Source organism: Streptomyces cylindrosporus (assembly GCF_022698165.1).
In the GTDB taxonomy this organism is placed as follows: Bacteria; Actinomycetota; Actinomycetes; order Streptomycetales; family Streptomycetaceae; genus Streptomyces; species Streptomyces cylindrosporus.
In genome coordinates, this window is record NZ_JALDAY010000006.1 from 80,304 (window position 1) to 106,283 (window position 25,980).

Sequence of the window (25,980 nt, forward strand, 5' to 3'; positions counted from 1 at the left end):
CAAGGCCAGACCAGCATCAGCTTCTACCGCACAGGACGAATCGTGGACAGAGCCAGACTGGCGGCATTTCTCCGAACCCGGCGAGAAGCCTTGCAGCCTGAGGACGTGGGACTGCCCCGCGGACGTCGTCGGCGTACCGACGGACTGCGCCGGGAGGAGGTGGCGGCTCTGTGTGACATGTCGGCCGACTATTACAGCCGACTCGAACAACCACGGGGGCCGCGCCCCTCCGAACACATGCTGGCCGCCATCGCCCGCGGCCTGCACCTGTCGCTGGAAGAACGCGATCATCTCTTTCAGCTGGCCGGCCATGCAACGCCGCGAAGGATCCGGCGCGGCGACCACATCAGCCCGGGGCTGATGCGCATCCTGGACCGACTCGAAGACACGCCTGCCCAGGTAGTGAATCACCTGGGTGAGACTCTGAAGCAGACCCGCATGGCAGTTGCCCTCCTGGGTGACGAAACAGCCTTCGAAGGACGTGCGCGCAGCGTCTATTACCGCTGGTTCACTGACCCCGCATCACGGCTGGTCTACGCCGAGAACGACCGCCGCGCGCACAGCCGTCTCCTGGTAGCGGACCTCCACGGCACCTATGTGCGTGAGGGCAGAAACTCCCACGCCGCAGACCTCGTAAGCGCACTACAAGAAGCCAGCCCCGAGTTCGCTGCCCTCTGGCGTGAACACCCCGTGCCCGGCCCCTACTGCGCAGCCAAGCACTTCCGGCACCCTCAACTGGGGGCCATGGAACTCCATTGCCAGACGCTGATCGACCCTGATCAGCCTCAGCGGCTTCTCGTTTTCACCGCGGCACCAGGTACCGAGAGCCACGCCCGCCTTCAACTCCTCTCCGCCCTCGGTGGCTAGCCGGCCAGAACAAATCCGTCTTGACCCTCTCCCTGAGGGAGGGTTCAAGGTCGCAGACATGAGCAGCAATGATCTCGATGGACGTCGCGCCGTGGTGGCAGGTGGCAGCAAGGGAACTGGGCTGGCGACAGCGCGCCGGCTCCGAGACGCCGGGGCCGAGGTGGTCATCATCGCCCGTACTCCGCCGAAGACCGCCGACGCCCTCTTCGTCCAGGCCGACTTGAGCACTCCCGACGGGGCCGCGTCGGCGGCCGCGGCAGTGGCCGAACTCATCGGTGTCCCGGACGTCCTGGTGCATGTCACGGGCGGCTCTCGCTCCCCGGCCGGCGGGTACGCGGCTCTCGACGACCAGTTGTGGGAGGAGGAGCTCGCACTCAACCTGCTTCCAGCGGTCCGGCTGGACCGGGCGCTGATCCCCGGGATGGTGGCCCGCGGGTCGGGTGCCGTCGTCCACGTGACCTCGATCCAGCGGCGCATGCCGTTGCACGACTCGACATTGGCGTACGCGGCGGCCAAAAGCGCCCTGGCCACCTACAGCAAGGGGCTCGCAGTTGAGGTGGCGCCGAGTGGTGTCCGGGTCAATTCGGTCGCCCCGGGCTTCATCCGCACCGACGGTGCCGAGCACCTCCTTGCACGCCGGATGAGCGAGGGAGGCATCACCCGGGAGGCGGCCCTCGATGACCTGATGCAGGTCCTCGGCGGCATCCCGCTGGGGCGGCCCGCCGAGCCGGACGAGGTGGCCGAGCTGATCACCTTCCTGGTCTCGGACCGGGCGAGTGCGATCACTGCCGCCGAGCACATCGTCGACGGCGGCACCATCCGCACCCTCTGACCAACCACCTCTTCACACCACGGGACAGACCATGCGAGACGTCCAGGAATTCGCCGAGGAGTACTTCGCAGCGGCGACCGATCCCGACCGCGAGCGCTACTTCGCGCTCTTCGACGACGACATCGTCGTACACGACGACGGCCACAGCCATGAAGGGCTCACGGCGGTGCGCCGCTGGCGCACCGAGGTCCCGCCCGTGCGCTACGACCTCCGCGATGTGACGGGCACAGCCACTGCATGTCAGGCCGTCGCAGAGGTTTCCGGCGCCTTCCCCGGCAGCCCGGTCACCCTCCGCTTCACTTTCGAACGCGACGCACAGGGGAAGATCACACTGCTGGACATCGCCCCCTGAAATCCGAGGCGCGAGTCAGCCAGGATGTATGCGACGAGGAGGACAGCGTGACGGAGCAATGGACGATCGGGGAGTTTTCCCGGATCACTCACCTGAGTATCCGCACACTCCGCCGATACCACGAGCAGGACCTCCTCGTCCCTGCACAGGTCGACCCCGCCACGGGCTACCGCTACTACACGCCCGCACAAATCCGGCCCGCACTGACCATCAGGCGGCTTCGCGAACTCGACCTCCCGCTGGCAAGCCTCCGAAGCTTCCTCCAGGCCGAATCCGGCGGCGCGGGCGTGGAAGGCCGTCATACGGCGCAACAGATCGTCGCTACCCACCTGCGCCGTCTCGAAGACCGGCTCGGTCGCACTCAGCGAGCGGTCCAGGCACTCCGGGAACTCCTCGATCCGCAGACCGAACGGACCGTGAGCCTGGAGGTCCTTCCGCCGCAGCGCGTCCTGGCGGTGTCCCTCGACGTCCCTCCTGGATCCGACCTGAGCTGGTACGACTCCGCGATGCACGACCTGGACACGGCGGCCGGCAGCCGCCCGGTACTTCCTCCGGGCGGCCGCTACGAGCATGCCCTGTTCACCGACGGGCACGGCCGCGCCACCGTCTATGTCCCGGCTGAGGCGCCGCTGCCACCGGGAGCACCGGCCAAGGTGAAGCCGCTCGAACTGCCCCAGCGCACCGCAGCTGTCGCCACCCACTGCGGCCCGCACGACGACCTCGACCTCACCTACGCCGCCCTCGGTTCTTTCGCCGCGCACCGCGGTCTGCGCTCTCAGAATCTCGTCGAGGAGATCTACCTCGTTGGGCCGCGCGACACCGACCAACCCGACCACTGGCGCACCCTCGTCGCATGGCTGATCGACCCCGATACCGACCGATCGGCCACGTAGCTGCAGCGGCCCCATCCTGTCCGCCGCCCCTACTAAGTCACCGGCCGCCGACAATCAGGTTGGAGGTGATGGCCGCTGTCTCGCAGCCACAGCCGGGCGGGCATGCCCGGTCGGCCGTCGCCGACCTCGGTTCGCAGGCACCGAGGCTCGTGCCCCAGCTCGTCAGGCTGCACTTCTCCTCTGCTGGCAAGGCGACGTCGACGAGGCGGGACGGGATGAACTGGCTCTCGGAGCAGGCCTACGGCAAGCGTCGAAGTCGACGGCGGCCTCTTTGAGGGCCGCAGCCATGCCCAGAGAGGCGACGGCGGCCTCGAACCGTGCGAGGCACACGGGACTCACCGATTCGCTCCGGGCCGGCGAAGTCCGTCGATGACAAGCTCGAGGACCCGGTCGGCCTGATGCAATCCCGCCTCCCCCGGCGGCACCCGCCACAAGAAGCCCATGACCAGGAGCACGTCGGCCGGATCGAGCCCCGGTCGGACCTCTGCCGCTTCCTGTGCGGCAGTCAGCAGTTGCCCGACCGCCGCGGTGACCGGTGCGTACGTCTCGTTGATCGCTTCTTGGGCGGCCGCAGTGTGAAGCGCCTCCCCGAGCCCGTGCTTGACGCGGACGTACTCCGCAAGCCGACGGAAGAAGACCCGGATCGCCTCGAGCGGTTCGTGCGCGGCAAGGGTCGCCGGCACCTCGCCGACCAGCGCCTGCACCTCCTGGCGGTAGAGCGCCAGGATCAGGTCCTCCCGAGTCGGAAAGTGCCGGTAGAGCGTGCCGGGGCCGACACCGGCCGACTTCGCGATGGCGTTCAGCGACGTGTCGGAATCGGCCGCCAACGCCTCGTACGCCACCTTGAGGATGCGCTCGCGATTGCGCCGAGCGTCCGAGCGGGGCGGCGTCATATGACCTCCCGATTGGAAAGCGGAGAAATCTCCGCTTCATTGACTCTAGGAGCCCCGTGGACTACATCAAGCTGGGCCGGACCGGCTCGACATCTCTCCGATCGCCATCGGTGCGATGACCTACGGCGAACCCGATCGCGGCCATCCGGTCTGGTCGTTGGGCGAGGACGACTCCCGCCCCCTCCTCAGGCATGCATATGCGCAGGACGCTCCTGCGCATACCCGGCCGTGCCGCATGGTCAGGTCCGAAGACCAACGCGCCGCCGGCTCAGTCCACTTGTTTCCCCCGTGCTGACCCTGCGCAGGCAGCGTGCGGTGGTGCACCCATGCACATTCCTTGCCAGAAGGCGCGGCACGCGCATGTTCGGGTTGGATAGGGGCATAGCAGGTACGGCACTGGAGCACCGGGACGGCGGAACAATGGACATTCGGCAAATCGAGTTCTTCGTCGCGGTGGCCGAGGAACTCAACTTCACACGAGCCGCCGAGCTGACACACGTCACGCAGTCGGGCCTGTCATCGTCGATCCGCAGCCTTGAGCGGGAACTGCGGCACCAACTATTCGACCGTTCGCCTCGGTCGGTCGCCCTCACTCCGGCAGGGCACGCTTTCCTCCCCCGGGCTCGGCGCATTCTGGCCGATTCCCGGGCCGCGCTGCGTGAGCTCACCAGCCAGCAAGACGCGACAGGCGCCTTGAGCCTAGGGGCCGAGCAGTGCCTGGGCGATGTGATCGACCTGCCGGACGTCTTGGCCGCCTTTCGAACACGCCACCCGGGCGTGACGATCCAGTTCGAGCAGCAGGGCTCACTCGCGGTTCTCGACCGGGTCCGTCACGGAAAGCTCGATGCCGGCCTGATCGCCGAGCTTGGCTCTACGCCGCCCCGGGACCGTGAGATCACGTCATTCGAAATCGCCAGGGACGGCTTCGAACTGCTCCTCTCACCAGAGCATCCCCTGGCCTCGACAGCAATCTCCTGGCCCGCGTTCGAGGCCCATCCGTTCGTCGACCTGCCCGACGACTGGACGGCCCGCCAAATCATCGACGCCGCCTTTCGACGCCGCCGACTGCTGCGCCGCAGTGCGGTCACTGCCGAGGATGTACACATGCTCCTTGACCTGGTGCGGCGAGGGCTGGGCCCCGCACTGGTGCCGGCCTCATATGCGGCGAAACCACAGGCCGAGGGACTGATCCGACGCCCCGTGCCCGACTCCGACCTGACATGGCTCGTTCATTTCGTGGCCCGAGCCGACGCCAGCCCCACCGTGCAGCCGTTCGCCGACATGCTCATCGCCGCCGAGACGGTGGACGAAGCACGTACGGCTCTCGGCGGCAACGCAGCAAGGGAGGCGGGCCGAAACGTCGAGATCGGCTGATCGCATCGTGATCCGGGGGACCGGCAGTGACCCGCTGCACCGGCGGTTGGGACCCGACGGCGACGCGACTGCCATGCGGCCCGCCTGACTAGCACCGTCCTCCTTGTCCAGGACGACCCGCCTCAGGAATCACATCAACAGCAGGACGTCGGCGACCTCCAGCCCACAGGGCGGTTCGCCGCTCTCGGAACCAAGCGCTGCACATCGTGCCGGTACAGGGTGCCAGGGATAACACCCGCCCGCTTGGCGATGGTGTTGAGCGAGACCGCCCGTCCTCCGTGGACGCATGATGCGTTCACGGAGGACACCTGGGACCCGCACATAGGGGCCTATTCGGTCCGGTTTTCCAGTACCGCCCGCGAACGCAGCTTCCCTGCGGCCAGCCGACCGAGGACCTCCGGTGCGTTCGGGAGGCTGAAGCGGTCGACGATGGAGCGGACCTTGCCCTGGGCGGCGAGGGCGAGTACCTCGTTCATCTGAGTGCGGTTGCCCAGGATCGACGCCTTGATGGTCTGGGCCTTGTTGAACGGAAAGCCCGACACCGACACCGGGACACCCGCAACCAGCGTTCCGCCCCAGGCCAGGGCCTTCAGGGCCTGCTCGGTGACGGCGTCGGAGGGGGCAAAGGTGATCGCGGCGTCGACCGATTCCGCGAGGACTTCTCCCGGGTCCTCGGCAGTGGCATCCACGACCCGGGTGGCGCCCACCTCCCGCGCGACACGTAGATGATCCGCGCTCCGGCCCACAGCAATGACGTCCGCGCCGGCCAGGCCCGCAAACTGGACCGCCATGTGCCCCACGCCCCCAAGGCCGAAGACCGCCACGGTGGCGCCGGGGCCGAGGTCGAGCTTTTGCACAGCGCCGTACGCCGTGATGCCGGGGCAGAACAACGGGGCGGCTTCGGACAGGTCCAGCGACTCGGGCACGTGGTAGGTGTGGGCCGCGTTGGACAGCATGTACTCGGCGTAACCGCCATTGACGTGCTCGCCAGTGATCTTGCGCCGGTGGCACAGCTGCTCGCGTCCGGAGGTGCAGTATTCGCACTCTTCGCAGGTCCACCACAGCGGTTGCACTCCGACGCGGTCGCCCACGGCGAAGCCTTCGACGGCGTCGCCGAGTGCCGCGACCGTTCCGGTGACCTCATGTCCCGGGATGATCGGGCTGATGGCGGGGACGCCGCCGTCCACCCAGTCGCCCTCCACCATGTGGAGGTTGGACCGGCACACGCCGCACGCGGCGACCTTGATCAGCAGTTGGCCGATGCCAGGCGACGGAGTGTCGACCTCACGCCACTGAAGTGGGTTTGCATCAAGGGGGGCAGGTGAGTTCAGAGCGATTGCGTGCATGCAGACAGCGTCTGCCTACCCGTCCCCCAACGTCCAACAAGGGATCGCCATCACAGCCAGCACTGATCCGCATCATGGCTGCGACCTGCGAATATGCGTCCCAGCCTCCACATCATCTGCTACCGTCCGAGCCGACGTCCTACCGTCTCTCCCCCCGTCGGGCATGGGAGTCGACCGAATCGGCTGGCTGCGCGGCTTGCCTGGCGGGCAGAACAAGCCGGGCTGCAGGCCGCCCCGTTCCCGGCCTCCGGCGTCATCTGCGGGATGCCCGCGGCCAGAGGATCCGAGACTGTGCTGCGGATGGTGAACGCGCCCGCCAAGTCGCCTACCTGCCACTGGACTCGTCATGGAGCAGAGGTCAGCTCGGGGTCGCCCGCGGTTGCCGAGGAAGCCAGGACGAGGGTGGCGGCGTGATGCTAACGCCTCGTGTGCGCCCCATAGTTCGTGGGAGTCGACATGCAACAAGTCGCTCAGGCCGACCGATCGAGCGGTGACGTGTTAACGCCCTGCTCTTCCGGGCCGGTCACCGCACCCAGCATGATTCGGCTCGCCACGGCGACTGCCTCCGTGCGGCCGAGGCGGTGCTCGATGACTTCACGCGCGAGGGCCTCGGTGGCACCGATGACGCCGAGCATGAGGGGCATACCCTCGCCCTTCGGAAGGGGTACGAAGCGTTCCAGGGCACGCAGGTAGAGCTCGGCGTAACGTTCACGCCCCTCACGCAACAGGCTCTCGGTGCCGGCGATTGAGGAGAGGGCGGCGGTCACGGTGCCGAATTCCTTGCCGATGTGCAAGACACAGTCGACGTAGGCCTCGGTCAGAACACGGGCGGTTTCCGCGAGCGAGTGCGCCTGCGTGTCCAAGGCAGCCGTCGCCGCCTCGGTCTGCTGCTGGTCGATACGGCGGTAGAGCGCGGTGAGCAGGCCGGTCCGCGTGGCGAAGTGTTCGTAGGCGACGGGCTTGCTGACGCCGGCCTCCTCAGCGACCCGTGCGAGCGTGAGAACATCGGCGCCCTCTTCGCGGACGATCGCAAGGGCCGTGTCGAGCAGCTGCGCTCGCCGTTGCTCGCGCGTCAGCCGGCGTCCCGCCACAGTAGCCCTCCGTCTTCTCCTACGTGGTTACGAACAGTAGCTTACTGCGCCCGCCCGGCCACTTCCGCGGCTCGACAGGGGCCTTGACACGTAACCTACGAATGGTAGCTTACGATTAGTAAGTTAGCTCGCCCGGGGTCGCTCTGCGAGCGAACCGCGTTTCCCCCTCGCCCTGACGGTCGCGACCCGACCCTGTGCCCTCCCGGAGAATCCGTGTGAAACATCGTGTACTCGTCGCTGGCGGCTACGGACTCGTCGGCGGATGGATCGTCCGCCACCTGCGGGCGGCCAGCCACGACATAGACCTCGTGATCGGCGGCCGGCGGCCGGACAACGCCACGGCGCTGGCGAAGGAGTGTGACGCGGACGTCGTCCAGCTCGACAGCGACGACGCCGCAACCGGCCTGGCCGCTGCAGGCCCCGTCGACCTCGTCATCGCCGCCCTGCAAGACCCCGACGACAAGGTGCTGCGGGCATCACTGCGGGCCGGCGCCGCGTACATCGGCATCGTCCGCAAAGCGGACACTGTCGGCCGAACCGCGATGGCCGCAGCCGGCCTCGCACGCCGCCCGGCCCTGATCATGGGCCACTGGCAAGCCGGCGTCACGACATTTGCCGCGCTCGTGGCCGCCCGTCCGTTCGCCCATGTCGACCAGATCGCGCTGGCAGCCCTGTTCGACACCGCCGACCCGATCGGACCGATGACGAGCAGCGACAGCAGCGCGTTCTTCACCCGCGCGCTGACCCGGCGCGGCGGGCACTGGGCGGAGATCGAGCAGTCCGAGAACGTCCGCACCGTCGATCGCGGCGGCCCGCCCGCGTTCGCCGCGCAGCCCATGGGTGTCCTCGACGTCCCTGCCCTGGTCACGGCCACCGACGCGGCGGACATTCGTTTCGACATCGGCATGGGCGACTCCCTCGGCACGCTCGCCGGCAGCGCGCCCTCCCACGACATCTACATCGACCTGCGGGGCTCCGACCACGACGGCACGTCCATGGCCCGCCGCACCGTGGTCAGCGATCCGCGCGGACAGGCCCACCTCACGGCACTCGGTGTGCTCATCGGCGCCGAGCGTGTCCTCGGTCTGGACGGAGCTGCCCCGCCACGGGCCGGAGTTGTCTTCCCGGAAGCGGTGATCGACCCGGCCCACGCGCTGGACCGTCTGCGCATGTTCGGTGTCGCCATCACCACTTCTTCTCTCCCCGCCACGAACGCCTGACCGGCGCGAGCCGCCACGCTCTCGGCCCCGCACCCCGGCCCTTGAACAGGAAGACCCGGTCATGCGAACTCACATCAAAGACATCGATCACTGCTGTGTCCTGGTACGCGACTTCGCCTCCGCCCGCGCGACATTCCAACGGCTCGGTTTCACGGTCGCTCCATTCGGCCGGCACGGCGCCGAGATGGGCACCGCCAACCACACCGTCATGCTGGAGCAGAGCTATCTCGAACTCCTCGGCGTCGTCACCCCCACCGACTTCAACCGCGAGATCCGTGACGTCCTGACTGTCCGAGAAGGGATCGCCGCGATCGCCCTGGGGACCTGCGACGCAGAGGCGGCCGTCGCAGAACTGACCGCTGCCGGGGTCGCCACACGCGGACCGCAGAGCGTGCGGCGGCCTGTGGCACTGCCGGACGGCAGTGAAGCTGAGGCCGCCTTCACCATCGCTCACTTCCCCGACGTCGGCACTCCCTTCATGCAGGTGTTCTGCAACCAGATCCTCACCCCCGAATACGTTCGCCATCCCCAGCTCACCCGCCACCCCAACACCGCCTGGGGCATCGACACCGTCGCGATCGTGACGCCCACCCCCGACACCGAAGCGGCCACCGTCGCCCGTTGCCTCGACACCGCACCGCACCGGGGCACCCACGACACCATCGAGGTCGCAACGGGCGGCGCCCCACTGACATACCTGACAGCAGAGGCTGTCGCCGCCCGCTACCCCGGCGCCGACCTCAGCGGCCTTGCGCAGTCCGGTCCTGCGGTACTTGCTCTCACCGTCCGTGACGCACAGGCCGCCCAAGCGTGCCTGGCACGCTCCGGTGTCCCTTTCACGGCGACCGGCGACAGTCTCGTCGTCGCGCCACGCTACGCCTGCGGCGTCCTGCTCGTTTTGCGCGAGGTGCGCCCGGCGCACTGACCCCTGCCCATGATCATCTTTTCCAGCACGTGGAGAGACATACCGATGGCATCTACGCACCACCGCGAGCGTGCGGTCGACGGCCGCACCCTGCGGCCCGAGACGCTGATGATGGGGCACGGTTACGACCCCAGTCTGTCCCAAGGGTCCTTGAAACCCCCCGTCTTCCTGACCTCTACCTTCGTCTTCACCTCCGCCCAGCAGGGCAAGGACCTGTTCGACGTCACCTCCGGCCGCCGCATGCCGCGCCCTGGTGAGGAAACCGGGTTGGTCTACTCACGGTTCAACAACCCCAACGCGGAGATCCTGGAGGAGCGGCTCGCCCTGTGGGACGGTGCCGAACGCGGCGCGGTCCTGTCCTCGGGCATGTCGGCGATCACCACCACCCTCATGACCTTCCTGCGGCCCGGTGACACAGTGCTGCACTCACGGCCGCTGTACGGCGGTACCGAGACGCTCCTGCGCAACACGCTGTCCGTGTTCGGCATCACGCCGGTCGGCTTCACCGAAGGCACCAATCCCGCTCACGTCCGGGATGCGGTCAGCGAGGCCCTGGCCACCGGGCCCGTCGGACTGATCCTGGTCGAGACGCCCGCCAACCCGACCGGCGGTGTGGTGGACCTGCGGCTGCTGACCGAGGTCGCCGACGAAATCGGCTCCCGCACCGGACGGCGCCCGCTGGTCGCCGTCGACAACACTCTCCTCGGCCCCATCTTCCAGCAGCCGCTCCGGCACGGAGCGGACCTGGCGCTGTACTCGCTGACGAAGTACGCCGGCGGCCACAGCGACCTGGTGGCCGGGGGTGTGACCGGCAGCGCGGAGCATGTCGGCGCCATCGCCCGTACGCGTTCCGCCATCGGCACCAATCCGGACCCGCATACCTGCTGGATGCTCCTGCGGTCCTTGGAGACGCTGTATGTGCGAACCGAGCGGGCCTGTGACAACGCCCTGCGGGTCGCTCAGTTCCTGCACGGTCAGGAAAGGATCACCAGCGTCGACCATCCGGCGTTCCTCGCCACCGACGACCCCGCCAGGCAGGTGCTCGAGCAGCAGACGACCGGTGCCAGCTCCACGTTCTCCTTCCGCATCGACGGCGGCGAAGCTGAGGCGTTCGCCTTCCTGGACCGGCTGGCGGTGTGCAAACTCGCCGTCAGCCTGGGGGGCACCGAAACACTGATCTGCCACCCCGCCTCCACGACTCACTCGGGAGTTCCGAGGGACCTGCGCGAGGAGATCGGCTTGACGGACTCGTTGATCCGTATCTCCGTCGGCATCGAGGACGCCGACGACATCATCGCCGACCTCGCTCAGGCCCTCACCCGTCTCTGAAGCCCGAGCTCCGGTCGGCGGCACGGCCCTACACGTGCAGACGAGCACAACCATCCAGCAATACCCCACTGGTTCACACGTCTCGGGCCGCCCCGGCGCCTTACGTGTCGGAACCGCCCCTGGCCCCCCACCGATAAACGGAGGCACACCGATGAGCACCGTTACGGCACACGGCATCAGGTTGGAGTACGACGTTATCGGCCCCGCGTCGGGAGAGCCGCTGCTCGTCGTGCAGGGTCTGGGGGATCAACTGACGAAGTGGGATGACGGGTTCCCCCAGGAACTCGTGGCCCGAGGGTTCCAGGTGATCCGCTTCGACAACCGGGACGCAGGTCTATCCACCCACCTCGACGACGCCCTGGTCCCCGACCTCGGTCTGGTCACGGCCGCTGCTGCCGGTGCCCCGCCGCCTGCAGTACCGTACACACTCGACGACATGGCACGCGACGCCGTCGCTGTGCTCGACGCGGTGGGCGTCGACCGTGTCCACGTCCTCGGCGCCTCCATGGGGGGCATGATCGCCCAGTTGGTCGCCGCCCATCATGCCCACCGGGTTTTGAGCCTGACCAGCATGATGTCCACGACCGGCAACCCGGCGCTGCCCCTGCCCACCCCGCAAGCGATGGCGGTGCTGACGGCCGATGCGCCGGACCCCCGAGCCGACGAGGAGGCGTGGCTCGAGCATTCCGTCGCATGTGCCCGGGTTCTGGGCAGTCCCGGATACCCCCACGACGAGCAGCGGTTGCGCAGCGCGCTGCTGGCGGCAGTGCGCCGTGCCCACAATCCGGCAGGTTTCATACGGCAACTGGCAGCGATCTCCGCCGCCTCCGACCGCCGCGCGTTGCTGCGGAAATTGGCAGTTGCCGCTCTCGTCGTCCACGGCACTGACGACCCGCTGCTGCCGTTCGCCGGGGGCCAGGAGACCGCCGACACCATCCCGGGTGCCGCTTTCCTTCCCCTCGCCGGTATGGGCCACCATCTGCCGCCGCAGCTGTACGAGACGCTCGCCGATGCCGTCGCAGCGCTCGCTGCCCAGGCATGGGAGCGTCGGCTCTTCAGTGCGGGGACTGTAAATGGAACAGTGTAACTCCGATCATGGAGGATTGCACCTGTGACCAGCGAGAACATAGCCAAGGAATTCGGGGACGGTGGCCGTGGAGACGGTTCCGTCAGCAGTGGTGGACGAGCGGTTCATCGAGGAACTGGTCTCCCGGGCCCAGGCTGACGGGCTGCAGCTGACCGGTGCAGGCGGGCTGCTGCAGCAGCTGACGAAGCGGCTGCTGGAGTCCGCGCTCGACGGCGAGATGACCGATCACCTCGGCTATGACAAGCACGATCCGGTGGGCAAGAACGGTGGCAACTCCCGCAACGGCAAGCGGTCCAAGACTGTCCTGACCGACGTCGGGCCGGTCGAAATCGAGGTTCCCCGGGACCGGGAGGGCTCGTTCGAGCCGCAGATCGTCAAGAAGCGGCAGCGGCGCCTGACCGGCGTTGACGAGATGGTCCTGTCGCTGTCCGCGAAGGGGCTGACCCACGGTGAGATCTCGGATCATCTCGCCGAGGTGTACGGCGCCGAGGTTTCCAAGACCACCATCTCCACGATCACCGATGCGGTGATGGAGGGCATGGCCGAGTGGCAGAACCGGCCCCTGGACCCGGTCTGTCCGGTGGTGTTCATCGACTGCGTGAACGTGAAGATCAGGGACGGGCAGGTCGCCAACCGGCCGATCTACATGGCCCTGGCGGTCACGGCCGAGGGCCACCGCGACATCCTCGGCTCGTGGGCCGGCGACGGCGGCGAGGGCGCCAAGCACTGGCTCCGCGTCCTGACCGAACTGAAGAACCGCGGCCTGGACGACGTCCTCATGCTCGTCCGCGACGGCCTGAAGGGGCTTCCGGACGCGGTCGGTGAGGTCTGGCCCTGCACTGTCGTGCAGACCTGCGTCGTTCACCTCCGGAGGGCGTCGTTCCGTTACGCGGCCCGGCAGGACTGGGACAAGATCGCGAAGGCGCTCAAGCCGGTCTACACCGTACCAACCGAGGACGCGGCCACCACCCGGTTCCTGGAATTCACCGAGACCTGGGGCGAGAAGTACCCGGCGATCGTGCGGCTCTGGGAGAACGCCTGGGCCGAGTTCGTGCCGTTCCTGCAGTTCGACGCAGAGATCCGGCGGATCGTCTGCACGACCAACGCGATCGAGTCCGTGAACGCCCGCATCCGCCGGGCGGTGCGGGCCCGCGGCCACTTCCCCTCGGAGGCCGCCGCGTTGAAGTGCGTCTATCTCGCGGTCATGAGGCTCGATCCCACCGGCACCGGCCGCAAGCGATGGACCAGCCGCTGGAAGCGGGCCCTCCAGGCATTCGACATCGCCTTCGACGGACGTCTCTCAGCAGCCCGCATCTGACTCACCAACCACCCCAGTTACACCGTTAAGTTGACAGTCCCGCCGGCCGGGGACTGCTCATCGTGAATGCGCTCACCAGCCAATGGGGCTACACCCCTACCCCATCCAACGGAAAAGCCGTCTGGGCCCGCGTCTCCACACCCGATCACTGACACCCGCTCAGGGGCAGCCTGCGCTTGCTACGGCACGTGGCCCGCCTGCCGCCGAGACACGCCCGGCCAGGTAGAGGGCCACACACGCGGTCCACGGCAACCTTTGGTTAACGCCTGCAGCCCTTTCACAGGACAGCGCTTGGGAGCTCGGGCGCACGCAGTCGCCACGACCAGCCGGCCTCGAAGGCCGCGGTGTGACTTACCGCCCAGGCGGGTGAGCCGAAGGGCAAACACCACGTGCCCCGGCGGCCTGACCGCTACGAAGATCACAAACCGTTCGTGATCTTCGGAAGGACGTCCTGTGCGTCTCGCCCTCACCGTTCGCAGCGCGGCAGTCCTGCTTGCCGCGCTGACTGCCGCGCTCGCCCCAACCACCGCCGAAGCCAATCCACTTGGACTCACCGCCGTCGGGCACGCCGCCCCCGGAGACATGATCGCTCTGCCCGTTCGCGAGGCGCTCGCCGCGCTGCCTGTGCAGGGCGAGGACCGGACGGGTACGAGCGCACGAAGTTCCGGCACTGGATCGACGCCGATCGCGACGGCTGCACCACCCGCGCCGAAGTCCTCCTGGCCGAGGCGGTGCAGGCGCCCGCCATCGGCGCGAAGTGCGCCCTGACCGGAGGCAGGTGGTACTCCGCGTACGACGACGTCTACGTCGACAGCGCCCGCCAGCTGGACGTCGACCACCTCGTCCCGCTCGCCGAGGCCTGGGACTCCGGCGCCTCCGCCTGGACGGCGAAGGAACGCGAGGCGTACGCGAACGACCTGGACGACCCGCGCGCTGATCGCGGTCTCCGCCGCCTCTAACCGCTCGAAAGCCGACCAGGACCCGGCCACGTGGTTGCCGTCGTCGGCCGGCTACCGCTGCCAGTACGTGACCGACTGGGTGGCCGACAAGACCCGCTATCAGCTGTCCGTCGACCCGGGCGAGCAAGCCGCGCTGTCCGAGCTGCTCGCCGGCTGCCCCGACGTCCCCATCGCCGTCACCCTCGCCCGCTGACACAAGTGGGGCCCGTCACCACGGGGGAAAGCGACGGGCCCACACCTACCGTGCCACAGCCGCCCAGGCGGCGCAGCCCATCCGGCCCACGAGTCCGGCTCAAGACCACAAGGCCGGGGCCGGGCTCCAGGTCGTCTTCCCCAACTCCTTGATCCCCTCAACACAGCGGATCAAGGGGAGGAGGCGGTTGACAAGGCGCGCCTGTGCGTGAGCCGCCGAAGAAGTCGAACGCGGCGACGTGGGTCTCGGTCCAGGCGTGCTGGTCCATGCTCAGCACCGGGCGCACGAACATGTGCCGCGAGCAGGGCAGCACCGTGACGAACGCCCAGACGCGGTGGCGTTTGCCCGTGCGGGGATTGATCCACTGCCCGAGGAACCCGTAGTCGATCTGGGCCTCGGAACCCGGCTCGACCTCCTCTCGCAGCACCGTGACGCGCGCCCGGTGGGCCTGTTCGGGCATCGTGGCCCGGACCCAGCGCCGGAAGGTGGCCACCGACACCGTCAGACCGCGCTCGTCGCGAAGCCGCTGGTGGATCGTGGACATGTTGACCGTGCCCAGCAGATGCTTCACGAAGGCGCGGTGCGGATCGATCTCGCCCCAGGTGATCTGCCGCAGCCTGCGGTCGGTCATCTCCGGGAACCAGCCGTTGATGACCCTTGATGAGCTTGGACCAGTCCTCCTCGGCCATCGGCGGGCCGCCCGGCGCGATTCCGGACCGCTCGGCCGGCCGCAGGTATTCCTCACCGTCTTCGGGTCCACCCCCAGCGACGTCGCAACCTCGGTCTTGGACCGGCCCGCGTACCCGTGGACGAAGATCTCGGGGATGTCGACCACGACGAATGTCCTCCTCGCCATCCGGCTGCCCATCGGCCCGTCAGAAACCGCTGGAGGCGTCAGGGACGGTGATCGCCGTACGTCGCGACCCTGTCCCGCTGGCCCGAGGCCGTGCTACCCATGGGGATCAAGAACGTGCCGGAGAACACTGGACTCAGCGGTCAAACCACCCGCGAGAGCGCACTCAGACGCGACTTGCCTGGCGCGGAACGGGGCGTCCAAGGTCAACGAGCAGGCCGTCGGGGAGGCCGGACCGGAGCACGTCGACAAGGAAGGGCGGTTCTTGGAGGAGGCTCCTGCCGAGGAGCGGGTGAGGCCACGTGCTCGGGTCAGCGAACGGAAGGCCAAGGTAGGCGGTGCCGGGCTCGGTCGGCCACGTGGCGTCCAGCGCCAGGCCCTCGGGGGTGACTGCCCAGGCGTGCGGGGTGTGCAGCGCCTGGCCGGCGCCGACCGGCGCGGTCCCGAACCCCTCGCAGTACGTCAGTCGCAGTTCAGGATGCTCGTCGGCGAGCTGGCTGCTGTTGGTGAAGCAGAAGCCCGGGTGCAAGCGCTCAACGCCATCAGGGAGCGGGGCCGGGCTGAACAACCTGCCTTCGCGCAGCAGCAGGTCGTACTGGCTGGTGTAGGCCCAGCCCTCCAAGATCGGCTGGGCCGACGGATCAATGGCATCGGCAGCCTGACGAAGGTAGCTCAGCAACTGATCTTCGGACTGGGTCAGGCGCCAAGTCTGATCGGCCATCACGCCGTCTTCCCTCGTGCTCAACGAAAAACGCTGGTCAGCCACAGGGGTTCACTCCCTGGCCGATCCGACCTCTGGCCGCAGTTGTTATGGCAGAGCCCTCGCCCAGGCAGCCTACCCCGGGCCGGGACAGGACGGCCCCGAACTCGGGGGGAACGGGGCCACGCGACCTTTCAGCCCGGAGAGCCGGAGATCACTCTTCAGTCGCTCATAGCGGCGGGACAAACGACGCAAGGTAGGAAATAACCTGATCGCGATCATGAATTGGGCGGGAAAAACTTGATCGTCGACAAACGTTCACGGATCCACAGCTCTGCCATCCTCGACCGCCTCCTGCACCACTGCGAAGTGATCTCCATCAACGGCCCGAGCTACCGCCTGAAGAACCGCCTCAAAGCCGTCGAGCGCGAGGCCGAAGTCGCCTGATACCTCTGCACGTTCATCCGTACGCGGTTCTGCACTTCAGCTCGTACGTCGACAGCGGGTCTTACCCGTTTCAGGGCGCCCTGTGCGTGGCGATGCCCAGGGCTTCGAGGGCATCGAGGGTGGGCTGCGGTGTGGCGGCATCGGTTACCAGGACGTCGACGCGGTCGACGGGGGCGACCGCTGCCAGCGCGGTGCGGGTGAACTTGCCGGCGTCGGCGGCCAGCAGGACGCGGCGGGCCTGGGCCATGGCCAGGGTCTTGACCGCGGCATCAGCCAGGTCATAAGCGGTGACTCCGTCCGTGACGGAAACGCCGCAGCAGGTGAGGATCGTGGTGTCGAAGCGCAGCGCACGCAGGCTCGCCTCGGCCAGTGGGCCGTTGACGGCCAGTTCGCCGGGGCGCAGCTCTCCGCCGGGCAGGATGACCCGGGTCGGTGCTGCGGAGGCCAGCGCGTTGGCCGCCTGCAGGGACAGCGGCATGACCGTCACCCGGCGTCCGGCCAGGGCGCGAGCGATGTGCAGTGCGGTGGTCCCGCCGTCGAGGAGGACCGCTTCCCCGTCCTCGACCAGGCCGGCGACGGCAGCACCGATGGCCCGCTTGGCCTCGGTGTTTTTCAACTCGCGGAAGACGAAAGGGGGCTCGTCCCCCCGTGCGAGGTCGCTGACGGCGCCGCCCCGCACCCGACGCAGCACCCCCAGCGCAGCCAACTGCTCCAGATCCCGACGGATGGTGACCTCGGAGGTCCCCGTCGCCTCAGCCAGCACGGACACGTCGGCCCGGCCGCTCTCACGCAGACGTTCCATGATTGCTAGATGGCGTTCCGAAAGCTCCACGCGACTATTCAATCGATATCTGTGTGCGTTATCAAGGAGAAGCAGTCGCGCCCCTGCCGGGTCCTCACAGGACGGAGCGTTCATGCCATCGAAGTCACGGCCAACGCAGCGAGCCGGACAGCACGACCGCCCTTTCAGCTACCGCGCCGTCCTCACCACACCCGGTGCGATGCCCCTGGTGATCTGGTCGTTGCTGAGCCGGCTGGCGTTCGCCATGACGAACCTGAGCCTGCTGCTGTATGTGAGCGCGGCCAGCGGCTCCTACGCCTTCGCCGGAGGCATGACCGCGGTCAGTCTGATCGGCACGGCCGCCGGAGCGATCGGGCAAGGCCGCCTCATCGACCGGTTCGGGCCCAGCCGCCCCCTGCTCGCTCTGACGGCGGCATACGGCCCGCTGAGCCTCGCCCTGATCGCCATGGTCCCGGCCCAGCACTCACCGGATCTGCTGCTCGTCTGCACGGTGTTTGCCCAGAGCGCCACGCAGCCGCTGCTGGCCGTCGCGTCCCGGGCGATGTGGCCGCGTCTCGTCCCTGCAGACGCGCAACGGCAGACGGCCTACAGCTATGAGACCATCAGCACCGAAACCTGCTATCTCATCGCTCCGGCCATCGCGGCCACCCTGGCTGCAGCCATGTGGCCGGGAACTCCCCTGTCCCTGGCCTGCGGAGTCATCACCACGACGGCCCTCGGCTTCGCCCTGGCGCCGGCGGCTCGCCGGCACCGCGGCCGGGACGAAACCACCGCCCAGAGCCCGCGCCATCCGCATGCCGTCGTGCGGCAGCGGGGAATGCCGATCCTGCTGATCGCCGCGCTGGGATTCGGCACCGGAGTCGGCTTTGTCGCGGTCGGCATACCCGCCGCAGCGACCGCGCTCGGCGCGACACCTGCGGCCGGATTGCTGCTGGCCACCTGGTCCGTCAGTTCCGTGCTGGGCGGACTCACCTACAACCGCCGCCCCTGGCCCTCCGAGCCATCCCTGCGGCTACCGATGCTGATGGCCGCCTTCGGCCTACTGCTGTGCCCCGTCTTTATCGGCGGCTTCTACGGCCTTGCGGCAGCGATGATCCTCACCGGACTCACCCTCGCCCCCCAACTCACCACCCAAAACGCCCTCTTGGACACGCTCGTACCACCCCATCAGGTTTCCGAGGCCTTCGGATGGATCACCACCGCCATCGCCCTCGGCAATGCCACCGGCCAAGCCGCCAGCGGAGCCCTGATCGAACTCAGCGGACACGAAACGGCGTTCCGCATCGGCATCCTCAGCGTTCTCGCATGCACAGCCGCGGTCACCGTCGGCCGACGCCACCTGCGGCCACACCCCACACTCCGTCGCACCACCGCGGGAAACGATCACCTGGAACACGGGAACTGACGACGCCCGAGCCACAGAACCTTGCCGGTCACGCCCTTTCGCCGGTGCGCAGCCGCTCCGCACTACGAACCTTGTGGCGAGATCGCCCCGCTCCGCTTTCTGGTGGGTTGAGCGCTCCGGGCACCGGGAGGCCCCCTCGACCGTCGCCGAACTCGCTGGCCTGGCCCCGCTCATCGACAAGCTCGTCGACGTCGAGGGAACATCACCGGACCCGGCGCCATACCGTCCGTCGCTCACGACAGCGCCGCCTGCGGCGCCGAGGACACCACCGGGCGCCGACAGGGACCGCTGGCTGGGATGACCGTGGTCGTCATCGGCGCGACGACCGGCCCTCTGCCGAACTTCCCCACGGCACCCCCATCCGATGCGCCGTCGCGTGCTCTCGACGCGGAAGGACGCGCGACGGAAGCCAGTCGGCGGATCAGCGGAGGCCGAGGCGGCTGAGCGCGGTGGTCCAGTCGGTGACGATGGCCTGCTGCCCGGCGGCGGCTAGGGTGACCTGGCCCTTGCAGACCGCGGTGTGCAGCTTGGTCTCCACCGGGTCCTTCCGGTTGTTCACCCCCGTGCCCTTCCGGTGGCCGGGGTCGGCCGGCTCCACCCACAGATTCCTCGGGTCGTTGGGGTCCCCGCCGAGCTGAAGGCTGATCAAGTGGTCGTACTCCGCGTCCGACATGCTCCCGGTGAAGCCGTACGAGGCGGCGTTCAGCTTCTTCTCCTTGCCCGTCACATACGCGGAGGGGCGCACCCCAGAGGTGTAGCCGCCCGTGCGGCAGATCGTCGACGTCAGGTTCGCCTGGGTGACCGCCGGGGAGATCGCGCCCGGCGTGCACGCCGGGTCCTCCAGCGGCTCGCCCTGCTCGTAGCGGTAATGGCACGAGCCCGCGGCGGGCTGCTGCTGCACCGTGTAGTGCTTCTGCGGGCCCGCCCCCACCGCGATCACCTTGCCGGACCCGGCCTGCGCGGACGTGCCCGGCGCCCCCGGCATCGGACTACTGCTGTCGGACGAGGACGAGGTGCCGAGCAGGAAGGACGAACAGCCCGCCAGCAACAGGCAGCAGAGCAGGACGGGCGGCACGGTACGACGGGCAGAGCGCATGACGATCCTTCACGGGCAGGTGACGGCTGAGCAGATGCTCCCCCCACCACCGCGACGTCCGACCACGCGGGGTAGGACGGCGGCGCGGGGGCGGTCATGGCGCGGATGTCGGCCCACGCGCGGTGTCGAGGGCTTGGCGGCCCAGGCCACGTGGGTGGCGCGGGCGCGGGGCCGTACAGACAGTTCGCACCACCCGCTGCACCGGGGGCAGGGGCTGTTCCCTCGAACCGGATCAGCGATCACCGACCGGGCGAAGGCCACGGTGCCAGCCCCAGGGTTGCCTGCGAGCACGGTGAGTACGCCCCGTCGGACAACGCTCAGCCGCGCGGTAGCGTCCAGTGCCCCACCCTCATGCTCGCGGCTTCGTTCGCGTCGAGGGACTGGAGGCGGTCGGCCACATCGGTCAGCATCTGCGTGATGCCCGGCCAGCGGGGCGCCCGGTCGTGTCCGGTAGGGGTGAAGGGGACGATGCAGCCGTGGAGTTGCCCCGGCCGAAGGTCGGTGAACAGGCCGCCGCCTGCGCCGTCGACGGCCACGGGCAGCCACTGGGGCAGCCATACGGGGACTGCTTCCGTGGGGTACAACGTGCCCGCGGGATCGGCGCTGCGGGCGCGGGTGTGCTGTTCCCAGGCTGCCGCGAGTGGCGGGGGCACGATGTCGCGTGCCACCTGGAGGTGGATCGTCCGGCGTTCGTCGGCCTCGGCCGCGCCGCAGGGGTCGTAGAAGTCGGGGATCAAGTGGCCTGCCGGGGGCGGTGATGCGGGGGCTGGCGCACGGTCGAGGCCGTCCGTCCGGGCCCACCAGGACAGCAGGGCCGGGGGCAGTTCGGCGCCCGCAGAACGCTGCGCGACCTGGCGCAGCAACTCGCCGTCGGCGGGCGGGCGCAGGCGCGCGCGGTAGCCGGGGGCGTGCTCGGACAGCCAGCGGTCGATCCGGTCCCAGGCGTCAGCTGGTGCATGAGTCACGGTCACCGCCTTCTCTCACATCGCAGTTGTGATCGCCGGTCTCACAGGTGAGTCACAATATCTCCCCGCTTATATCGGGGGTTTCAGCCAGTGTGTCCCTGTGCGTCGCCGCAGGTGCCTCGGGGGATATCGGGTGAACCGTATGGTCACAGCAGACACGCGCCTTGCCTTGTAATCGTGGGTACCCCTTCCGGCCCAGCCGTAATGATGGCCGTGTTCGGTCAAAAACGGGGGCCGCTCCATGCGTCACATCTGTACGCGAGTGCACAGCCTTGTCCTGACGGCGTGGCCCCTCTTACACCGAGGGGGAACACCCGCATGTCGTTGTCTCGCATCAGGAGGCGGTTGCGCTGGTTCGCAACCGGGCTGCTGATACCGCTGGCCATCGGTCTGTCCGGCCCTGCGGCACATGCGCAGGACGCCACAACCGCAGCCATCGCCGGCACGAAACTGATCGGCGAACCCGTCCTCCTGCCGTACAAGCTCGGCAAGGTCCGTCCGGGCGAGAAGGTGGGCAGGCCCGCGCCCGCTGTGCAGCCCGACCGTACGTCCGCGCTGTCCGCGAAGACCGTGGCGAACGCGCTGCTTAACGCAGGCAAACAGGAACAGCACAGCTACGCCGACACCTCCAAGGTGCCCCTGACCAAGGACGCCACGGTGCCGAGCTCAGAGGCGGCCGCGGCGGCGGCACCGCCGACCGGCTGGGGTGACGAGCCGCCCCCCGACGGCGCGGCATGCCTGGACCGGGACGGTGCCGAGACGGCCTCCGGGGAGACGTACAACCGCTGGCTGTGGTGCAAGAAGGGCCGGCTCGGCATCGACTACTACACCGTCAACAGTGACGGCACCCGTGAGTTCCACGGCACCGCCAGCGTCGCGTACGACGCGGTGACCGTGGGCAACGGTAAGGAGCGCGCGGTCCGCACCTACTTCCAGGCGCAGTACGGCTCCGTCTCGTACGACGGGTGGAGCCCCCTCGACGGCTGGATCTGGGAGGTCGACGACCTGTCGATGTACGTCCTGTCCGACTGCACCCAGGACGCGACGTTCTGCTACGGCACCGGCAGCGGGATCGAGCACACCTGGGACGAGTGGGACTACCACGACGAGTGGCTGCACTGGGACATCTACTCCAACGAGACCGCCTCCACCGCCGCTGACAAGGTCCTGTACCACCAGTGGCACTTCCGCTTCGGCGGCAGCGGCGGCGACTACGTCTACACCACCGGCACCACCGAGAACCACACCATCCGCTGCGACTCGGCCAACTACTTCACGTTCTTCCAGGACTATCCGAAGGCGTGCGTGAACTACGACGTCATCCCGCATCTCCAGTACAGCGTCGGTGACAGCCGGGTCACCTCGGTCGCCCAGCACATCCGGTTCGCCCAGAACGATCCGACGCGTACCTATCCGATCGAGATCGAACGCAAGGACATCCCGGGCAAGTACACCGGCTCCCGCGACGAACGCGGGCTGCACCGGGTGCCCGCCGGGCCGATCACCAGCGCCAACAGGTACTACAAGGACGCGGCCTGCAACCGCACCACCCCGTACAACGACCAGACGGGCCTGCCCGCCTACGACACGGCGACGCAAGATTGCGACGAGTACCCGTTCCAGTCCACCGACGAGGGCGCGGGCAGTCCCGTGTGGGACTTCTCGGTACGGGCCGTGCCACGGACCGAGAACCAAGCCGCGGGCGGACTGCTGATCTGGTACTACTTCAGCGACCGCATCCTGTACAACACGGACGAGTTCTGGGTCGACATCACCGACTGACCACCAACGCCTCCACGGCGCCAACGAACTGCGTCCACGCGACAGACCCGACAAAAAGCGGAGTGCCCGTCCGGCAGCTTGCTGTCCCGGACGGGCACTCCGCCGGGGACACCGTCGGCCACTTCGAGGCAGCTGCCGCCGATGTCGCCGCCGTAGCTGCTCTCGCGCCAGCCAGCGTTGCACAGGTGGTACGCGTGCCTCGTCTGAAGTCCTCCACCGCCGATTCGATCAGGGCAACGGACGCCTGCGCCGACAACCGGCCTTCCTCAAACGCGGCGAGCCTCATCCCGGTGACGGCGGGATCAGGCTCGGATCACAGCGCCGGGCCGGCATGGCACCTGCATTCCCCGCAGGAAGCGGGGCGTCGTTGCTTGGACCACCAACGCGCAACCGGCCGACCGGAGTTACGGCAACCAACCCATGATCAAGCCCAGGTCGTGTCCACAATGTCAGAGGAGACCAAGCCTGCCCGCCGCAACTCCGCGATCAAGTCGAACCACTGCCCAGCCCACTCCGGCTCGGGCCCATGAAGCGCTGGCCCACGGGCCAGCCGGGACGAGGGACTGGCAGGACGCCGCCGTAGGCTCCCAGGGTGATTGAGACCATCGTGTTGGACATCGGCGAGACGATCACCCGGGACGACCGCTACTGGGCATCGTGGGCCGACTGGCTGGACATCCCCCGCCACACCCTCTCCGCTCTAGTCGGTGCGGTCGTCGCCCGGGGACAGGACAACGCCGAAGCCCTCCGGCTCGCGCGCCCTGGCATCGAGGTCGCTGCGGAGTACAACGCTCGCGAAGCCGCCGGCCGTGGCGAATCTTTGGATGAGAGCGACCTTTACGACGACGTGCGGCCGGCCCTGTCTGCTCTACGGATGCTCGGAGTGCGTGTCGTCGTGGCGGGCAACCAGACTTCCCGCGCTGCCCAGTTGCTACGTGACTTGGACCTACCGGCGGACCTCATCGCTACCTCGGGCGAGTGGGGCGTGGCGAAGCCGCGGCCGGAGTTCTTTCGGCGGGTGCTGGACGTGGCGCAGGCTGCTCCGAGCGCGACCCTGTATGTCGGCGACCATCCCGCCAACGACGTGTTCCCGGCGAAGGCCGCCGGGCTACGCGCCGCGCACATCCGCCGCGGGCCGTGGGGACATCTGTGGGCTCGTGACCCAGAGGTCAGGACGGCGGCGGACTGGCGCATCGACAACCTGATCCAGCTGACAGACATCATCGAACGGTGATCCGAGAACGAAGGGCCGCAACCGGTGCGGCCCCTCGTGCACGCGCGGCGTTTCGACGTGGGTACGGTTCGGAGTGGATGCACCGAACTGGAGCCACTGTGTCGGCACTTACAACGGCTAACACAATGAGCCGAGTTGTCGGTGGGTGATGAGGCAGCACGCGAGTTTGAGGAATGCTTCGTGCATGTCGGCCCGCCGTTCCCACCGGATCCGCAGACGTCGGAAGCCGTGCAGCCACGCGAAGCTCCTCTCCACGGCCCACCGGTAGGTGCCCAGTCCGTGCCGTGCAGGGTGCCGCGTCTGGCGATTGCGGGCACGATGCCACGGGCGCGGACCTGGTCGCGGTAGATGTCGTGGTCGTAGCCCCGGTCAGCGAACAGCGAATCCGGCTTGCGGCGGGGCCGACCGACCCGGCCGCGGACCGGTGGGATCGCGTCGAGCAGCGGCAGCAGTTGAGTGACGTCGTTGCGGTTGCCGCCGGTCAGCAGGACCGCGAGCGGGGTGCCGTGCCCGTCGGTGATCAGATGGTGTTTCGAGCCGACCCGGCCCCGGTCGACCGGCGAGGGGCCCGTGTGCGGCCCCCTTTTAGCGCCCTGACGTGGGAGGAATCGACCAGCACCGGGACCAGTCCAGCCGCGATGCCGCGTTCAACTCGGCCAGCAGGACCTCGTGCAGCCGCTGCCAGACGCCGGCCTCGTTCCAGTCCCGCAACCGTCGCCAGCACGTCATGCCCGAGCCGAAGCCCAACTCCTGGGGCAGGTACTCCTACTGGATCCCGGTGTGCAGCACGTACAAGATCCCGCACAGCACGTCCCGGTCCGGCAATGCCTTGCGGCCGGGATACCGGAACCTGCGCTCACGCTGCGGTAGCAGCGGCCCCAGGCGGTCCCACAACTCATCCGACACGATCCACGGCGACGTCCCCACACCAGACCGAACGCTCAACTCCCGCACCAGTCACGGCAGTCAGGGCCGATCAACCTCTTTGTGTTAGCCGTTGTTAGTCGTGAAACGACAGGAGCAGTCCGGACACTGGCAGCGCCTGCGGATCGACGTGTCGTCGTCGGTCGTACGACTGTCGACAAGCACCTCAATGCGCCACGGGCATCGCCAGCGACCCGCCGCGCTCTGCGCTGATCGGTCGTCGCCCCCCTTGCTGGCTCGTCTATATCTGACCGATGAGGATGTCCTTTCACCCGCTGGTCGGCTACGCCGACGGGTGCGCACACCCCTCGTGACGTCGGGACCGCGCCGTCGTCGAACAGCACCCCTCCATCACGCCGGGCCAAGGGGATGCCTTCGCTCGTCAGGGCCGTAGTGCACCCGGCTGGCGCCATCGCCATGTCCCGACTCGTGCGCTACCGCAGCTGCAAGCGGAGCCGCCTCGTCAACTTCCAGAATTGGGCTGCCGGGTTTCCAGCAGTTCCCGAGCAGCGTCGAGCACCAGGCCCCAGGGGTACTCTTTGGGTCGGCCCTGGCCTGGCTGGTTGGGCACGAAGCCGCCCTCTCCGTACAGGACGCGTACCCCCATCTCTCGCAGTTCGCTGACGCTGCGCTCGAACCGGCGGTGCTGGACGTAGGCGGCGTTCACGCACGGCATCGCCACCATGGGGATGTTCTTGCCGATGCCCTCGGCGACCACGCCGACCACGAAAGTGTGGGTCAGGCCCAAGGCCCACGCGTTGATGGTGTTGAACGTGGCCGGCGCCACGGCGATCACGTCCGCCTTCGGCCACACGTCCGGCTCGTGCGGCATCTTGTACTCGCTGCGCACCGGATGCCCGGTCAGGCGCTCCAGTGCGGCCTGCTGCGGGGCCAGCCAGCGCGCGGCCGTAGGCGTCAGGCCCAGGCACACATCCCAGCCCTGATGCTGTGCCTCCTCGACGGTTGCTGCGATATCGAAAACGGGCGGAGCCGCCGAACCGAACAGGTACAGCACGCGCGAAGCAATCGTCATACCCGCTATCCGATCACACCCAAAAGCGAGCGGGGCAGGCAGTGTCTCCACGATGTGGGG

At 68.3% G+C, this 25,980-nt stretch carries 25 protein-coding genes and 5 pseudogenes; 16 read left to right on the forward strand and 14 right to left on the reverse strand.

Going from position 1 to position 25,980, the window contains the following annotated elements; all coding sequences use genetic code 11:
- The first annotated feature begins 39 nt into the window (after window positions 1-39).
- The 4 genes from MQP27_RS20095 to MQP27_RS20110 are packed head-to-tail and all read left to right on the forward strand — an operon-like array spanning window position 40 to window position 2,944.
- A complete protein-coding gene (locus MQP27_RS20095; protein ID WP_242767136.1) occupies window positions 40-867 on the forward strand; it encodes a helix-turn-helix transcriptional regulator in 828 nt (275 codons plus the stop codon).
- A 58-nt stretch (window positions 868-925) separates the two neighbouring features.
- Window positions 926-1,699 (forward strand): SDR family oxidoreductase, encoded by a 774-nt coding sequence (locus tag MQP27_RS20100; protein WP_242766662.1) that lies wholly within the window; start codon window positions 926-928, stop codon window positions 1,697-1,699.
- A gap of 31 nt (window positions 1,700-1,730) precedes the next feature.
- Complete coding sequence (locus tag MQP27_RS20105) at window positions 1,731-2,051, forward strand: nuclear transport factor 2 family protein (RefSeq protein ID WP_242766664.1); 321 nt, start codon at window positions 1,731-1,733, stop codon at window positions 2,049-2,051.
- Between the two features lie 47 nt (window positions 2,052-2,098).
- Window positions 2,099-2,944 (forward strand): MerR family transcriptional regulator, encoded by an 846-nt coding sequence (locus MQP27_RS20110; RefSeq protein WP_242766665.1) that lies wholly within the window; start codon window positions 2,099-2,101, stop codon window positions 2,942-2,944.
- 335 nt (window positions 2,945-3,279) lie between these two features.
- On the opposite strand, the gene MQP27_RS20115 is transcribed toward MQP27_RS20110, so the two are convergent.
- Entirely contained in the window at window positions 3,280-3,837 is a 558-nt protein-coding gene (locus MQP27_RS20115; protein WP_242766667.1) for a TetR/AcrR family transcriptional regulator, read from the reverse strand.
- 56 nt (window positions 3,838-3,893) lie between these two features.
- Between MQP27_RS20115 and MQP27_RS51410 the strand changes: the two are divergent.
- Both MQP27_RS51410 and MQP27_RS20125 read left to right on the forward strand, forming a co-directional pair.
- Window positions 3,894-4,033 (forward strand): annotated as a pseudogene (locus MQP27_RS51410) (aldo/keto reductase); the annotation flags it as partial.
- A gap of 224 nt (window positions 4,034-4,257) precedes the next feature.
- Window positions 4,258-5,211: a LysR family transcriptional regulator gene (locus MQP27_RS20125; RefSeq protein WP_242766668.1), complete on the forward strand. Its 954-nt coding sequence runs from the start codon at window positions 4,258-4,260 to the stop codon at window positions 5,209-5,211.
- 134 nt (window positions 5,212-5,345) lie between these two features.
- Here MQP27_RS20125 and MQP27_RS51660 read toward each other — a convergent pair whose 3' ends face one another.
- From MQP27_RS51660 to MQP27_RS20135, 3 genes are all read right to left on the reverse strand, one after another.
- A complete protein-coding gene (locus tag MQP27_RS51660; protein WP_372511254.1) occupies window positions 5,346-5,534 on the reverse strand; it encodes a TetR/AcrR family transcriptional regulator in 189 nt (62 codons plus the stop codon).
- Window positions 5,535-5,540: 6 nt separating this feature from the next.
- Window positions 5,541-6,557 carry an alcohol dehydrogenase catalytic domain-containing protein gene (locus MQP27_RS20130; protein WP_242766669.1) on the reverse strand — a complete coding sequence of 339 codons (1,017 nt, stop codon included), beginning with the start codon at window positions 6,555-6,557 and terminating at the stop codon, window positions 5,541-5,543.
- Window positions 6,558-7,027: 470 nt separating this feature from the next.
- Window positions 7,028-7,648, reverse strand: a complete 621-nt coding sequence (locus tag MQP27_RS20135) for a TetR/AcrR family transcriptional regulator (protein WP_242766670.1) — start codon at window positions 7,646-7,648, stop codon at window positions 7,028-7,030.
- A gap of 215 nt (window positions 7,649-7,863) precedes the next feature.
- Between MQP27_RS20135 and MQP27_RS20140 the strand changes: the two genes are divergently transcribed.
- The 6 genes and pseudogenes from MQP27_RS20140 (at window position 7,864) to MQP27_RS20165 (ending at window position 14,679) form a co-directional block, all read left to right on the forward strand.
- Entirely contained in the window at window positions 7,864-8,868 is a 1,005-nt protein-coding gene (locus tag MQP27_RS20140) for a saccharopine dehydrogenase family protein (protein WP_242766671.1), read from the forward strand.
- Window positions 8,869-8,929: 61 nt separating this feature from the next.
- Window positions 8,930-9,793, forward strand: coding sequence for a VOC family protein (locus MQP27_RS20145; protein ID WP_242766673.1), 864 nt, complete (start codon window positions 8,930-8,932; stop codon window positions 9,791-9,793).
- Window positions 9,794-9,838: 45 nt separating this feature from the next.
- The gene (locus MQP27_RS20150; protein ID WP_242766675.1) at window positions 9,839-11,122 is read left to right on the forward strand and encodes a cystathionine gamma-synthase family protein; all 1,284 of its coding nucleotides are present in this window, start codon (window positions 9,839-9,841) and stop codon (window positions 11,120-11,122) included.
- A gap of 151 nt (window positions 11,123-11,273) precedes the next feature.
- Complete coding sequence (locus MQP27_RS20155; protein ID WP_242766676.1) at window positions 11,274-12,209, forward strand: alpha/beta fold hydrolase; 936 nt, start codon at window positions 11,274-11,276, stop codon at window positions 12,207-12,209.
- A gap of 61 nt (window positions 12,210-12,270) precedes the next feature.
- Window positions 12,271-13,527: an IS256 family transposase gene (locus MQP27_RS20160; protein WP_372511256.1), complete on the forward strand. Its 1,257-nt coding sequence runs from the start codon at window positions 12,271-12,273 to the stop codon at window positions 13,525-13,527.
- Window positions 13,528-13,980: 453 nt separating this feature from the next.
- Window positions 13,981-14,679 (forward strand): annotated as a pseudogene (locus MQP27_RS20165) (HNH endonuclease family protein).
- 157 nt (window positions 14,680-14,836) lie between these two features.
- Here MQP27_RS20165 and MQP27_RS20170 read toward each other — a convergent pair.
- Window positions 14,837-15,310: a hypothetical protein gene (locus tag MQP27_RS20170; RefSeq protein ID WP_242766678.1), complete on the reverse strand. Its 474-nt coding sequence runs from the start codon at window positions 15,308-15,310 to the stop codon at window positions 14,837-14,839.
- Window positions 15,311-15,698: 388 nt separating this feature from the next.
- A complete protein-coding gene (locus MQP27_RS20175; protein ID WP_242766679.1) occupies window positions 15,699-16,298 on the reverse strand; it encodes a hypothetical protein in 600 nt (199 codons plus the stop codon).
- A 264-nt stretch (window positions 16,299-16,562) separates the two neighbouring features.
- On the opposite strand from MQP27_RS20175, the pseudogene MQP27_RS20180 reads away from it, so the two are divergent.
- Window positions 16,563-16,679 (forward strand): annotated as a pseudogene (locus MQP27_RS20180) (ATP-binding protein); the annotation flags it as partial.
- Between the two features lie 70 nt (window positions 16,680-16,749).
- Here MQP27_RS20180 and MQP27_RS20185 read toward each other — a convergent pair.
- Window positions 16,750-17,511, reverse strand: a complete 762-nt coding sequence (locus MQP27_RS20185; RefSeq protein ID WP_308289958.1) for a DeoR/GlpR family DNA-binding transcription regulator — start codon at window positions 17,509-17,511, stop codon at window positions 16,750-16,752.
- Window positions 17,512-17,680: 169 nt separating this feature from the next.
- Here MQP27_RS20185 and MQP27_RS20190 point away from each other — a divergent pair, with 169 nt between their 5' ends.
- Window positions 17,681-18,886, forward strand: a complete 1,206-nt coding sequence (locus MQP27_RS20190; RefSeq protein ID WP_242766681.1) for an MFS transporter — start codon at window positions 17,681-17,683, stop codon at window positions 18,884-18,886.
- A 421-nt stretch (window positions 18,887-19,307) separates the two neighbouring features.
- Here the strand turns inward: MQP27_RS20190 and MQP27_RS20195 are convergent, their stop codons facing one another.
- Together MQP27_RS20195 and MQP27_RS20200 are read right to left on the reverse strand one after the other, a co-directional pair.
- Window positions 19,308-19,982: a hypothetical protein gene (locus MQP27_RS20195; protein WP_242766682.1), complete on the reverse strand. Its 675-nt coding sequence runs from the start codon at window positions 19,980-19,982 to the stop codon at window positions 19,308-19,310.
- Window positions 19,983-20,299: 317 nt separating this feature from the next.
- The gene (locus tag MQP27_RS20200) at window positions 20,300-20,947 is read right to left on the reverse strand and encodes an SMI1/KNR4 family protein (RefSeq protein ID WP_242766683.1); all 648 of its coding nucleotides are present in this window, start codon (window positions 20,945-20,947) and stop codon (window positions 20,300-20,302) included.
- Window positions 20,948-21,292: 345 nt separating this feature from the next.
- Between MQP27_RS20200 and MQP27_RS20205 the strand changes: the two genes are divergently transcribed.
- The gene (locus MQP27_RS20205; RefSeq protein ID WP_242766684.1) at window positions 21,293-22,729 is read left to right on the forward strand and encodes a NucA/NucB deoxyribonuclease domain-containing protein; all 1,437 of its coding nucleotides are present in this window, start codon (window positions 21,293-21,295) and stop codon (window positions 22,727-22,729) included.
- Here the strand turns inward: MQP27_RS20205 and MQP27_RS51665 are convergent.
- On the reverse strand, window positions 22,669-22,851 hold the full coding sequence (locus MQP27_RS51665; RefSeq protein WP_372511257.1) for a hypothetical protein: 183 nt from the start codon (window positions 22,849-22,851) through the stop codon (window positions 22,669-22,671). The genes MQP27_RS20205 and MQP27_RS51665 overlap by 61 nt on opposite strands.
- Window positions 22,852-23,321: 470 nt before the next feature.
- Here MQP27_RS51665 and MQP27_RS20215 point away from each other — a divergent pair, with 470 nt between their 5' ends.
- Entirely contained in the window at window positions 23,322-23,963 is a 642-nt protein-coding gene (locus MQP27_RS20215) for an HAD family hydrolase (protein WP_242766685.1), read from the forward strand.
- A gap of 117 nt (window positions 23,964-24,080) precedes the next feature.
- Here MQP27_RS20215 and MQP27_RS51670 read toward each other — a convergent pair.
- From MQP27_RS51670 to MQP27_RS20230, 4 genes and pseudogenes are all read right to left on the reverse strand, one after another.
- A pseudogene (locus tag MQP27_RS51670) lies at window positions 24,081-24,487 on the reverse strand (IS5 family transposase).
- Window positions 24,488-24,728: 241 nt separating this feature from the next.
- Complete coding sequence (locus MQP27_RS51675) at window positions 24,729-24,917, reverse strand: transposase (protein ID WP_372511258.1); 189 nt, start codon at window positions 24,915-24,917, stop codon at window positions 24,729-24,731.
- A 48-nt stretch (window positions 24,918-24,965) separates the two neighbouring features.
- Window positions 24,966-25,058, reverse strand: a pseudogene (locus tag MQP27_RS20225) (NrdR family transcriptional regulator); the annotation flags it as partial.
- Window positions 25,059-25,350: 292 nt separating this feature from the next.
- Window positions 25,351-25,920, reverse strand: coding sequence for a flavoprotein (locus tag MQP27_RS20230; RefSeq protein ID WP_242766687.1), 570 nt, complete (start codon window positions 25,918-25,920; stop codon window positions 25,351-25,353).
- Window positions 25,921-25,980: the final 60 nt, after the last annotated feature.